The 12,675-nt window shown below is 36.1% G+C and carries 14 protein-coding genes; 10 read left to right on the top strand and 4 right to left on the bottom strand.

Features of this window, described 5'->3' with window-relative positions; all coding sequences use genetic code 11:
* The first annotated feature begins 106 nt into the window (after window positions 1–106).
* The 4 genes from CD126_RS06990 to CD126_RS06975 are packed head-to-tail and all read left to right on the top strand — an operon-like array spanning window position 107 to window position 4,210.
* Window positions 107–1,387: a homoserine dehydrogenase gene (locus tag CD126_RS06990; protein WP_049405155.1), complete on the top strand. Its 1,281-nt coding sequence runs from the start codon at window positions 107–109 to the stop codon at window positions 1,385–1,387.
* A gap of 5 nt (window positions 1,388–1,392) precedes the next feature.
* Window positions 1,393–2,454, top strand: a complete 1,062-nt coding sequence (thrC, locus tag CD126_RS06985; RefSeq protein WP_049405152.1) for a threonine synthase — start codon at window positions 1,393–1,395, stop codon at window positions 2,452–2,454.
* Window position 2,455: 1 nt separating this feature from the next.
* Entirely contained in the window at window positions 2,456–3,373 is a 918-nt protein-coding gene (thrB, locus tag CD126_RS06980) for a homoserine kinase (protein WP_049405150.1), read from the top strand.
* Window positions 3,374–3,400: 27 nt separating this feature from the next.
* Window positions 3,401–4,210, top strand: a complete 810-nt coding sequence (locus CD126_RS06975) for a Cof-type HAD-IIB family hydrolase (protein ID WP_049405148.1) — start codon at window positions 3,401–3,403, stop codon at window positions 4,208–4,210.
* Window positions 4,211–4,360: 150 nt separating this feature from the next.
* Here the strand turns inward: CD126_RS06975 and CD126_RS06970 are convergent, their stop codons facing one another.
* The 3 genes from CD126_RS06970 to rpmG all read right to left on the bottom strand — a co-directional run bounded on the left by CD126_RS06970 (window position 4,361) and on the right by rpmG (window position 6,742).
* Window positions 4,361–4,675, bottom strand: coding sequence for a hypothetical protein (locus tag CD126_RS06970; RefSeq protein ID WP_049405146.1), 315 nt, complete (start codon window positions 4,673–4,675; stop codon window positions 4,361–4,363).
* Between the two features lie 165 nt (window positions 4,676–4,840).
* Window positions 4,841–6,286: an amino acid permease gene (locus CD126_RS06965; RefSeq protein WP_049405144.1), complete on the bottom strand. Its 1,446-nt coding sequence runs from the start codon at window positions 6,284–6,286 to the stop codon at window positions 4,841–4,843.
* 306 nt (window positions 6,287–6,592) lie between these two features.
* Window positions 6,593–6,742: a 50S ribosomal protein L33 gene (gene rpmG, locus CD126_RS06960; protein ID WP_002472026.1), complete on the bottom strand. Its 150-nt coding sequence runs from the start codon at window positions 6,740–6,742 to the stop codon at window positions 6,593–6,595.
* Window positions 6,743–7,044: 302 nt separating this feature from the next.
* On the opposite strand from rpmG, the gene rpsN reads away from it, so the two are divergent.
* Both rpsN and CD126_RS06950 read left to right on the top strand, forming a co-directional pair.
* Complete coding sequence (gene rpsN / locus CD126_RS06955; RefSeq protein WP_002472011.1) at window positions 7,045–7,314, top strand: 30S ribosomal protein S14; 270 nt, start codon at window positions 7,045–7,047, stop codon at window positions 7,312–7,314.
* An 80-nt stretch (window positions 7,315–7,394) separates the two neighbouring features.
* The gene (locus tag CD126_RS06950; RefSeq protein WP_049405142.1) at window positions 7,395–8,417 is read left to right on the top strand and encodes a CAP domain-containing protein; all 1,023 of its coding nucleotides are present in this window, start codon (window positions 7,395–7,397) and stop codon (window positions 8,415–8,417) included.
* A gap of 238 nt (window positions 8,418–8,655) precedes the next feature.
* Here the strand turns inward: CD126_RS06950 and lexA are convergent, their stop codons facing one another.
* Window positions 8,656–9,279, bottom strand: coding sequence for a transcriptional repressor LexA (gene lexA, locus CD126_RS06945; protein ID WP_049405139.1), 624 nt, complete (start codon window positions 9,277–9,279; stop codon window positions 8,656–8,658).
* Between the two features lie 143 nt (window positions 9,280–9,422).
* Here lexA and sosA point away from each other — a divergent pair, with 143 nt between their 5' ends.
* The 4 genes from sosA to CD126_RS06925 all read left to right on the top strand — a co-directional run bounded on the left by sosA (window position 9,423) and on the right by CD126_RS06925 (window position 12,584).
* Window positions 9,423–9,689, top strand: a complete 267-nt coding sequence (gene sosA / locus CD126_RS06940; protein WP_049405138.1) for a DNA damage-induced cell division inhibitor SosA — start codon at window positions 9,423–9,425, stop codon at window positions 9,687–9,689.
* A 103-nt stretch (window positions 9,690–9,792) separates the two neighbouring features.
* Entirely contained in the window at window positions 9,793–10,044 is a 252-nt protein-coding gene (locus tag CD126_RS06935; RefSeq protein ID WP_049405136.1) for a DUF896 domain-containing protein, read from the top strand.
* A gap of 113 nt (window positions 10,045–10,157) precedes the next feature.
* Window positions 10,158–12,146, top strand: a complete 1,989-nt coding sequence (gene tkt, locus CD126_RS06930; RefSeq protein ID WP_103370237.1) for a transketolase — start codon at window positions 10,158–10,160, stop codon at window positions 12,144–12,146.
* Window positions 12,147–12,344: 198 nt separating this feature from the next.
* On the top strand, window positions 12,345–12,584 hold the full coding sequence (locus CD126_RS06925) for a YneF family protein (RefSeq protein WP_049405131.1): 240 nt from the start codon (window positions 12,345–12,347) through the stop codon (window positions 12,582–12,584).
* Window positions 12,585–12,675: the final 91 nt, after the last annotated feature.

Here is a 12,675-nt window from a genome sequence, read left to right as displayed (position 1 = left end):
TAGAACTTTACAAAAATTAGAGATGAATTTATACTATACCATATTATAGTATTTCTCAATAGGACAATTGTATTTTATACAAAAACGACATGGGAGGTTACATAGTATGAAAGAATTGAACTTAGCGATTCTAGGACTAGGCACTGTGGGTTCAGGTGTTGTAAAAATTATCGAGGAGAACCATCAACAAATTAAAGATACGATGAACAAGGACTTAAATATTAAAAAAATTCTAGTCAGAGACGTTAATAAATCAAGACCGATCAGTACTGCACGGTATGAATTAACAGATGATATTGACGATATTATCGAAGATGACAGTATTGATATCGTCATTGAAGTAATGGGAAATGTGAGTCCAACCGTGGATTGGTTAAAGCAGCTCATTCAAAATGGTAAGCACGTCATTACTGCTAATAAAGACTTACTTGCTATTCATTTGAAAGAGCTAGAAGATTTAGCGGAACAACAAGGTGTTGCGCTTAAATTTGAAGCCAGCGTAGCAGGTGGCATACCTATTGTAAATGCTATTAATAATGGTTTAAATGCGAATAATATAAGTAAATTTATGGGGATCTTTAACGGTACATCGAACTATATTCTCAGTAAGATGACGAGAGATCGCGCATCATTTGACGAAGCTTTATCTGAAGCACAAGAATTAGGGTTTGCTGAAAGTGATCCGACTGATGATGTTGAAGGAATCGATGCAGCTCGTAAGGTTGTAATTACATCTTATCTATCATTTAATCAGGTTATAAACCTTAAAGATGTGACTTGCAAAGGCATTAGCGATGTTTCAATCGGTGATATTCAAGCAGCAGAAGCATTAGATTTCAAGATCAAGCTTATAGGTAAAGGTACTTACGCTAATGGTAAGGTAACAAGTTCTGTTGAACCTACTTTAATTCACAATACACATCAACTTGCTGCTGTTGAGGATGAGTATAATGCAATTTACGTCATTGGGGATGCGGTTGGTGAAACAATGTTTTATGGCAAAGGCGCAGGCAGTTTAGCCACAGGAAGTGCAGTAGTGAGTGATTTACTCAACGTAGCACTATTATTTGAATCTAAATTACACACATTGCCACCGCACTTTGAATTGAAGACAGAAGAAACGAAAGAAATGATTGAAAGCGATTCTCCAGTGACACTTAAGGAGAAAGAAAGTTTCTATGTCGTATTACACATTACAAAGCAAGATATCGACCAGTTAGAGAAATCACTTAAGCAAGATTTACCATTTCATAAATCTTTAAAGTTAGTTAACAGAGATGACGAAACAGTAGCAGTACTCGTTGTAGGAATAGACGAGGCACCTGAGAATATTTTATCAACTAAAGGATATGAGATTGAAAAAATCTATCCAGTCGAAGGAGTTTAATCAATATGGACAAATGGCAAGGCTTAGTTAAAGAATATAAAAACTTTTTACCAGTAGAAGATAATACACCGATAGTCACTTTGAATGAAGGACATACACCTTTGATATATTGTGAAACATTGTCGAAAGAGCTTGATATCAATCTTTATGTAAAATATGAGGGGGCAAATCCTACAAGCTCTTTCAAAGATCGTGGCATGTGCATGGCTATGACGAAAGCGAAAGAAGCAGGTAAAAAGGTAGTCATCTGCGCTTCCACAGGCAATACTTCTGCCTCAGCAGCTGCGTATGCGGCTCGTGCAGGTTTGAAAGCAATTGTCGTCATTCCTGAAGGGAAGATTGCATTAGGCAAGCTCTCTCAAGCTGTCATGTATGGTGCGGAAATCGTTTCTATCGAAGGTAACTTTGATGAAGCATTAGAAATTGTGCAAGAAATAGCTAAAGATGGTGATATAGAACTCGTCAACTCAGTGAATCCATACCGTCTAGAAGGACAAAAAACAGGGGCATTTGAGGTCATCGAACAACTCGGAGGTCAAGCACCTGATGTTCTAGCCATTCCTGTAGGTAATGCAGGCAATATTTCAGCATATTGGAAAGGATTTAAAGAGTATCATGAGCGCAATCAAACGACACTGCCAAAACTTTATGGTTTCCAAGCTGAAGGGGCTGCGCCTATAGTGCGTAATGAGGTAGTCAAACAACCAGAAACAGTAGCCACTGCCATTCGTATAGGTAATCCAGCAAGCTGGAGTAAAGCAACAAAGGCGTTAGAAGAATCACAAGGGCTTATTGATAGCGTTACAGATGATGAGATTCTGGAAGCTTATCAAATGATGACGAGCAAGGAAGGCATATTTAGCGAACCTGCGAGTAATGCGTCTATCGCAGGGCTCATCAAATTACATCGTGCAGGTAAGTTAACTAAAGGTCAGACTGTTGTCGCTGTGTTGACTGGTAACGGTCTGAAAGATCCTGATACTGCCATATCACTTCTAGATAATCCTATCCAACCTTTACCTAATGATCGAGAAAGCATCGTAAATTATATTAAAGGAGTCTTGTGATATGTCAGGAAAGCTTCATTTAGAAATACCGGCTTCAACAGCCAATTTAGGGGTAGGATTTGATTCGATTGGGATGGCACTCAATAAATTTTTGACTTTAGATGTCGCAGAAATTGAAGGTTCAGAGTGGCAATTTCATCATTTTGGTCCTCACATCGAAAGTTTACCAACAGATGACACACACTATATTTATCAAGTGGCTCAACAAGTAGCTAAGAGGTATAACGTGTCCTTACCTGCGCTTGAAATTAAGATGCACAGTGAAATTCCTTTAGCGAGAGGATTAGGCTCTTCAGCCGCAGCACTTGTCGCTGCCCTCTTTATCGCTAATTATTTCGGAGATATTGAGCTATCTCAATATGAGTTGTTACAACTGGCTACTGAATTCGAAGGTCATCCTGATAATGTTGCGCCAACGATCTATGGTGGACTAGTGCTAGGTTATTATAATCCTGAAACACGTGTAACAGACGTCTCATACATTGATACGCCGAAAGTAGATATTGTGATTACGATTCCATCTTATGAACTACAAACTACGGAGTCGCGTAATGCCTTGCCTGACCAGCTCACACATCAACAAGCGGTGCGTAATAGCGCGATTAGTAACACGATGATTAGTGCATTAATTCAGCACAACTATGCACTTGCTGGTAAAATGATGGAACAAGATGGTTTTCACGAACCGTATCGTCAGCATTTAATTCCTGAATTTCGTACTGTTAAAGCGATGGCGAAAATGCATGGCGCTTATGCGACAGTCATTAGTGGAGCAGGGCCCACGATGCTAACGATGGTCCCACCAGAAAAAAGTGGAGAATTAGTCAGAGCTTTGAAAGAAGAATTTAAAAATTGTAAATCAGAACTTGTGACAATTAATGAAGCGGGCGTGAAACAACAAATCATTTATTCAACTTGATATTTATTTGTTAAAGGAGCTAAGTCAATGCAGTCTCGTTATAAAATGATTGTCTCAGACATGGATGATACACTTTTAAACTCAAATCATACGCTATCAAAGGCTACACAAGAATATTTGTTAAATCTTCAACAACAAGGCTATTATATGGTTCTCGCTTCAGGCCGACCTACAGAAGGCATGTTTGAAGTTGCTGATCAGTTGCAGTTAGCACGTCATCAAAGCTATATTATCAGCTATAATGGCAGCGAAACGATGCGCTATCATGATCGTAAAGTAGTGAATGAAACATCTATTTCCAAGGGTAATTTTGATGAGATTATTGATTTTTGTAGAGCGCAAAATTTATTTATCCTTACTTACGTTGATGGAGAAATAATTTATGAAGGACAGCATGAGTATATGAATATAGAATCAGAACTCACTGGCTTACCAATGAGAAAGGTGCATGACTTGAAAGAAGATGTGACCGTGTCTGTACCTAAAGTGATGGGTGTAGACTACGTAGCTCGCGTAACTGCTGCTAGACAACAGTTAGGTGAGACGTTTAACGATGAGATCGATTTAACGACGAGTAAACCTTACTTTCTTGAGTTTGTTCCTTCAGGTGTGTCTAAAGGAAATGCTATACAACGTTTAGCTCAAGATTTGGGTATTGCAATGTCTGAAGTTATTGCTTTTGGAGATAGTATTAATGACATATCAATGCTTGAAGTTGCCGGCCAAGGTATCGCTATGGATAACGCGCGTGATGAGGTTAAGAGGGTTGCGGACCGGACGACATTAAGTAATGATGAGGACGGTATTGTTCACGCATTAAAGACAGTGCTTGCATAAGCACGAAGGTATCTACCTAGTAGAATGAGAGATTAAATTTTGGATAGTAAAAAATAACACACACCCCGTTGTATTCAGTTGTGACAACACTGATACTTCGGAGTGTGTTTTTTCAATAAGTTGAATATTTATTTTATTAAAGCAATTAATCTATTTCGCTGTATGTGTCCATTCTTTTTTACCACGATGACGCTTAACGTGTGCATAAACTTGATCGGCAGCATAATCAAGATTTGTATAAACAGTTATTGAAAATGCGGATTGTTTCTCTTCAAAAGAGGCTTCGAGAAATAGATCTTTTAAATGTTCGAAAAGATTCTCCATTTGCTCATGTGTTAAACTATTATATTCTCTTAATGTTCGCTTAATTAAACGTCCTTTTTGTTCTTCAAGTGACTGCACGACAATGACAAAACGTTCTTCTGTCTTCATAACATCATCAAATAGATTCGTCTGACCAACCATATACTCCACCTCAATCTTCATTAATATCTATACTAATTATACTATAAGTTTTATCAAGATAAAATGTAGAGTACTAAGTATGTAGCGAAGTTATGAATGTGTGAGCAGAAAGAAACATCTCCACTTGATAATAATCGATCAAATCGTGGGGATGCGAGACATCATTTAAGATTTAGAAGGTGGATCGAGCTGAATATCTTTTAATTTGACGATGTGTGTCTTTTTAACTAATTTATGAGCAAAATAAATAATTGCAATAATAATCATTGGCAGGAAGTTACGTATGATTCCCAAAATATCACCGGCCATTAGGGCACCAAATGAATTGCCTATAAATAAGAATAATAGCGTACAAATCACGATGATGGGCCCTAAAGGATAGAGTGGAGAGCGATATGGTAAGACTTCTTTAGGAGACTTGCCTTGCTTTTTAATCGCTAAACGTAACCGAATTTGACTCGCGATACTTGAAGCCCATACCACGATGATTAAAGAGCCTATAATGTTGAGTAAACCAAAGACAATACTAGATTTAAATTGCGCAATGACGATAATTAAGAGAACGATGATTGATGTGATCACAATGGAAACAATCGGCAGCTTGGTTACTTTATTCAACTTACCTAATAATTTAGGTGCTTGTCCATCTTCAGAAAGTGAGAATAGCATTCGACTCGTCGTGTAAACACCTGAATTTGCTGCTGATAAAAGCGATGTGAGAATAACGGCGTTTATGACCGAAGCGGCGAATGCGATGCCGACTCTATCAAAGACGATGGTGAAAGGGCTCTGGCTTACCGATTCATGTTTATTCAATAATAATGGATCAGTATAAGGGATGATTGCAGAAATAACCGCTATAGAAAGTACATAGAATAATAATATACGCCAGAATACTTGTTTAATCGCTTTAGGCATGGATTTATCAGGATGTTCGGACTCTCCCGCAGTCACAGCGATGACTTCTGTTCCACCCACTGAGAAACCTGCGACAAGTAGAACTGCTAAGAATCCAGAAATACCACCAACGAATGGTGCTTCATCTACTGTATAAAAATTAAGTCCATAAGTTTTACCACCTAAGACGCCTAAGATCGTTAATATCCCTACAATGATAAAAACAAAAATAGTAATCACTTTGATTAACGATAACCAGAATTCTGTTTCTCCAAAGGCTTTGACCGAGAAAATATTAAGTAAAAATAATAAAACTAAAAATATGATACTCCAAGTCAAAGGGGAGAAGAAGTGGAAAGTGTCCCAGTAGTACAACACATTGGAGGCGATAATAATATCGACACTCGTGACGAGCGTCCAAATTGCCCAATATAGCCAACCCATGGTGAAGCCTAAAGACTTATCAATAAAACGTGTGGAATAAGAACTAAACGAACCAGATACAGGATAGAAAGTAGCTAATTCGCCAACACCAGTCATCAAGAAGTAAAGCATAACCCCGATGATTAAATACGCTAATATCGCACCACCTGGTCCTGCATGAGAAATAACGCTGCCTGTTGCTACGAATAATCCTGTTCCAATTGCGCCACCTATCGCAATCATAGAAATATGACGCGAACTAAGTCCTCTTTTCATATTATTTTGTCCCATAGCATGTCTCCTATGTCGTTTAAATTTAGATATTTAACATTTTAAGCGTTTTGTGCAAGACAAGCAATAAGTTTTGATATATAACCTAAGAAATTGATTGTGAGAGGTTAGTGAAGAGAAGTTGAATTTTGTGTTATAGCTGAAAGAAGAAAGAAAGTTGAACTCAATATGAAATGTAGAGTGAGGGAATCAATTAACTCTAGTAGATAGTTAAGATTAATTGTTCTATCTCAATATCTATTCTTAACAATAACGCTATTGAGCCCAACTTTAGTGCCGTATTATCAAGACATAGCACGTAAATGATTATTTAGTTTCACGGTGTAAAGTATGCTTGTTAAGTCTTGGACAATATTTCATCATCTCGATACGTTCTGGATTATTACGTTTGTTCTTTGTAGTGATGTAGTTACGGTCGCCACATTCAGTACAAGCAAGTGTGATATTGACGCGCATCTTAATCATCCTTTCTTATTTTGAAAGTAGTAATGTTTACGATTTAGAATTATATCACGGTCTAATGATGAGTGCAATATGAAACGAGACAGAAATAATATCCTTAGTGTAATTAAATAATCTGTTTAGACAATTAATGTATAGGCTTAATCTTAGTTTAGATAATGAGGTTACTCAATAATATTTTAAGCTAGTGATAGAAGTTTAAGTTAAATCAGTGAAAAGAAATCATTTGCAAAAGGAAAAGTCTATGCTAGTATTAAAACGTAATAATTACGATTTAAGAAAAGAGGTAGAAAATAATGGCTAAGAAGTCAAAAATAGCAAAAGAACAAAAACGTGAAGCACTCGTAAACAAATATTACAACTTACGTAAAGAGTTGAAAGCGAAAGGAGATTATGAAGCATTAAGAAAATTACCGAGAGATTCCTCGCCAACACGTTTGACACGACGTTGTAAAGTGACAGGTAGACCACGAGGTGTATTGCGTAAATTTGAAATGTCACGTATTGCGTTTCGAGAACATGCACATAAAGGTCAAATACCTGGAGTTAAAAAATCAAGTTGGTAATAATTTACAACCGACAAGAAAGGAATTACTATGTAAATAACTAAATTTAATTTCCTATTATAAAAATATGGGTAAGGTAGGTGCTTATAATTAAAAGGTTATTTACTTATGTCGTTCTTCTCTTGTTACTTGTATTGATTATCCCTTTCAAAGAGCCACATTTTTTAACAGAACTCCATGACAATGCTCAAGCTAAGTTAGAGAAATGGACACGATCAACTTCAGTAAGCAATGAAGCTTTAAAGGTACCAAGTAAGCAGGAATTTGCAGTCAACAACATTCAACTTAACATGACGCAATCAGAGGTAGAGAAAAAATTAGGTAAAGCGCAACGTACAACGAGTAATGAATACGGAACTAAATGGTACGCATATCACGACGCGCATTATAAGAACTTTGTTATGGTAAGTTATTTAGATCATAAAGTTAACGCTTTATATACGAACCAAAATTTAATTTCTTCTAAACAAAAACTTAAATACGGTAGTCCTAAGTCTGTAGTCAGAGATAAATTAGGCGATCCAATCAAATATAAAGAAAAGAATCATGTTAGATATGAAGAAAACGACGACGGTTATGATACATTCCATAAAGATAATATCTACACGACAGTATTTTATGACAAACATAACCATAATAACGTGACGGCATTACTTCAAGTTAGCGACAAGATGGAACAACGTTTGCAGTCTAGATACGGGCAACCTTCGTCGCATCTTGCTCGCGGATTTGAACAACAGAACTATGATTTAATCAATGCTGAAAGAGCACAACGCGGTTTGAATACATTAACTTTTGATGATGATATCGCTACAGTGGCTCGAAAGCACAGTAAGGATATGGCCGATAATAACTACTTTGATCATACTAATAAATCTAATCAATCACCATTTGACCGTCTAAAGCGTGATGGTATCAGCTTCAATGGGGCTGGTGAAAATATCGCTTCTGGTCAGCAAAGTAGTATTTATGCCCACCAAGGTTTAATGAATTCATTAGGTCATAGAAAGAACATCTTGAGAAAAGAGTTTAAAAATATCGGTGTAGGTGTAGATTTCAATGATGGGGATCAACCATATTGGACAGAAAACTACACGTATTAAACTGAGATTTATTGAATGTTTGAAAGTGACGAACAAGGGTAAGTAACTTTTGTGAGGATGAGTAAAATATGTCTAATAAACAGAAACAGCAGACTGAAGATATTTTAGATAAAATTAAAGATGTATTAGATAAAAAAGACGATTAAAAGGGAGTTAGGCTAAGCTTAGCTCCCTTTTAATCGTATATAATGAAACGTCGTAAATTATTTAGATGAGAGTGTCATGGAAGTAACGTCATTTACATTTCTCTAAATAATCCTACTACCTTTCCTAATACACTTACTTGGTCTAAATATATTGGATCCATTGTACTATTCTCTGGTTGTAAACGATAACGTGTTTTTTCTTTAAAGAAACGTTTAACAGTCGCTTCTTCATCTTCTGTCATCGCTACGATAATATCTCCATTTTCAGCTATAGATTGGCTGCGTACAATGACTTTATCGCCGTTTAAAATTCCAGCTTCTATCATACTATCTCCTACGACATTTAATATGAAGATATCGCTATTATGTGTTGATGTAAAATGTTCAGGTAATGGGAAGTACTCTTCGACATTTTCGACTGCTGTTATAGGTACACCTGCAGTAACCTTACCAATGACAGGGACTTGTATTGTTTCTTCAATATCAATAGCATCTTCTAATTCTTCATTAACAATTTCAATGGCTCTCGGCTTTGTTGGGTCTCGTCTAATATAACCCTTTTCTTCTAATCTTGATAAATGGCCATGTACAGTAGAACTAGAAGCAAGTCCAACTGCTTCTCCTATTTCACGAACACTTGGTGGATAACCTTTGTTCTGTACGACATACTTGATAAAATCGAATATTTCACTTTGACGTTTAGTTAATTCTTTCATTATAGGCACTCTCCTAAATAGGTTTGAGTCAATTATAGCATGCTTTATAGCCTTTTACAAACGTTTGTTCGTTTAAGTGTTGACAGAGAACTTATGTTCTGGTAAGTTATTAATACAAACAAACGTTCTAGGAGTGAGAGTAATTGACTTTGATAAATAAATTGCATTTAAGTCCTTATATTGCGGTGTTTATTGCCACTGTAGTCCTTTGTACTATATTTTTTATTAGCGCAAATGTAAATGGAACAACGGAACAGACGTACGAAATGACGGATCATAGTATTTCTAGCTCTACGGCTCAACACGAACAAGAAAAGCGAACTGAACACTTAAAAGCTCAAGATGACTTATCGAGTCAATATAAAGAAGATGAAAATGTCTCTAAACCTTTAATTGCTAAAGCAAATTAATATATCATATATTAGGAAGATTAAGAGTGAGCGAAACTGTTTTAGTTTGGCTCACTTTTTTGGTATATTCTTCGTATAAATTCGTCACGTAAGGAGGTTAATTATGTCAGGTAAAGATAGTCTGAATATCGAACGTATTAACGAATTAGCTAAAAAGAAAAAGGAACAAGGATTAACAGAAAAGGAAAAGAAAGAACAAGAGAAATTACGTAAAGAATATTTACGTTCATTTAGAGAAGGATTTAAGAAACAAATTGAAAATACAAAAGTGATAGATCCAGAAGGTAATGATGTAACACCGGAGAAAGTCAAAAAAATGAGAGAACAAAACCAAGATTCTGAGAAGAAAGATTAATTTATATTAATAGTGAAAGTGCTTATATTATTAAAAGGTGAATCTTTTGTTAAGCTATTTTCAATTAAGTTATAATAATTGATAAGTAGATGTTTAGAAAGGAAGTCATATAGATGTTTAACGAACAAGATCAATTAGCTATTGATACAATTAGAGCACTGAGTATAGATGCAATTGAACAAGCTGGCTCTGGACACCCAGGCCTACCTATGGGTGCAGCACCAATGGCATATACATTATGGACACGTCACTTAAATTTTAATCCCCAATCTAGTAATTATTTCAACAGAGATAGATTCGTTCTATCAGCTGGTCATGGTTCAGCTTTACTTTATAGTTTACTTCATATTTCAGGTAGCTTAGAAATGGAAGAAATGAAGAACTTTAGACAATGGGGCTCTAAGACACCTGGGCACCCTGAATTTAAACATACTGAAGGCGTAGAAATTACTACTGGTCCGCTAGGTCAAGGATTAGCTATGTCAGTTGGTATGGCCTTAGCAGAGAAACATCTTGCTGGTAAATTTAACAAAGATAACTATGATGTTGTAGATCACTATACCTACGTTTTAGCATCAGATGGTGACCTCATGGAAGGTATTTCTCACGAAGCAGCATCGTTTGCTGGTCATAATCAATTAGATAAACTGATTGTTCTTTATGACTCAAATGATATTTCATTAGACGGTGACTTAAATAAAGCGTTCTCTGAAGATACGAAACAACGCTTTGAATCATATGGTTGGAACCACATCTTAGTTAAAGATGGTAATGACATTGAAGCGATTGATGGGGCAATTCAACAAGCTAAAACTCAAAATGGTCCAACTATTATTGAAGTTAAGACAATCATTGGTTTTGGTGCTACAAATAAACAAGGAACACATGGTGTTCATGGTGCACCTTTAGGCGATGATGAAAGAAAAGTAGCATTTGAAAATTATGGTTTAGATCCTGAAAAACGTTTTAATGTACCAGATGAAGTTTATCAAATCTTTAAAGATACGATGTTAAAACGTGCGAATAGTCATGAAGATGAATGGAATAAATTAGTTGAAGCATACACAAATGAATATCCTGATTTGGGTGAAGAATTCAAATTAGCTATTAGCGGTAAATTACCATCACAGTATGAACAAGAGTTACCTCATTTTGATAGTGAGCACAACGCAGCATCACGTGCTGATTCTGGTGAAATTATTCAAGCACTTAGTAAAAGTGTTCCTTCATTATTTGGTGGTTCAGCCGACTTAGCTGGTTCAAATAAATCTAATGTTAAAGAAGCTATAGATTTTGACAAAGATCATCCTGAAGGTAAAAATATCTGGTTTGGTGTACGTGAATTTGCTATGGGTGCAGCGGTAAATGGTATGGCTGCTCATGGTGGTATTCATCCTTATGGAGCGACGTTCTTCGTGTTTAGTGACTACTTGAAACCTGCATTAAGACTTTCAGCGCTCATGGGATTAAATTCTACATTTATTTTCACTCACGATTCTATTGCTGTCGGTGAAGATGGACCTACACATGAACCAATCGAACAATTAGCTGGACTTAGAGCCATTCCTAATATGAACGTGATACGTCCGGCTGATGGTAACGAAACACGTGTAGCTTGGCAAGTCGCATTAGAATCTGAATCTACACCTACTTCTCTAGTATTAACACGTCAAAACTTACCAACATTGGATGTAGATCAACAAGATCTTGAAAAAGGTGTACGCAAAGGTGCTTATGTTGTGCATGAATCAGAACAAGAAGTAGAATACTTATTATTAGCATCTGGTTCAGAAGTAAGTCTTGCTGTTGAAGCGGCTAAAGATTTAGAGGCTCAAAACAAAGGTGTCCGTGTTGTTTCAATGCCTAACTGTCACGCATTCGATCAACAAGATGAAGAATACAAAGAACAAATCTTACCTAAGCATATTACTAAACGTGTAGCGATTGAAATGGCTTCCTCCCTAGGTTGGCACAAATATGTCGGTACAGAAGGTAAAGTCATTGCTATTGATGAATTTGGTGCGAGTGCGCCAGGTGGCTTAGTAGTTGAAAAATATGGCTTTACTAAAGAAAATATCCTAAACCAAATTCAAACATTCTAAGTAAATAATTAATCTTTGATTTTATATAGGAGTAGAGTATAAATACTGTTATGTTCTACTCCCTTAAAAAAGCATGTTTACAATATCTCACCATAGTTGGTATACTTTAAAAGTTAGTAACTGTAGATTTGATGATAATCTTGAATTAAATCTATTAATTTAGTAAAATGCAAACGGATAAAGAAAGTGGGTGAGATTATGGCAACATGGTTAGCAATTTTATTAATTGTCCTTGCTCTCATCATCGGTTTAATTGGCGGTTTCTTCTTAGCTAGAAAATATATGATGGACTACTTTAAAAAGAACCCACCAATTAATGAAGAAATGTTACGTATGATGATGATGCAAATGGGTCAAAAACCTTCACACAAAAAAATAAATCAAATGATGACAATGATGAATAAAAACATGGATAGCAAGATGAAAAAAGGTAAATAATTTGGGCTCCTTGTCAATAACGGTTGGTGAGGGTCAAACGCACTAAGCAACTTTATTATGTTGTTTGGTGCGTTTTTTATATTCACTTACG

Origin of the sequence: Staphylococcus pettenkoferi (genome assembly GCF_002902685.1) — a bacterium.
GTDB classification, from domain to species: domain Bacteria; phylum Bacillota; class Bacilli; order Staphylococcales; family Staphylococcaceae; genus Staphylococcus; species Staphylococcus pettenkoferi.
The sequence above is the reverse complement of the archived record's forward strand: the minus strand, read 5'-3'. Positions and strand labels throughout refer to the sequence as shown.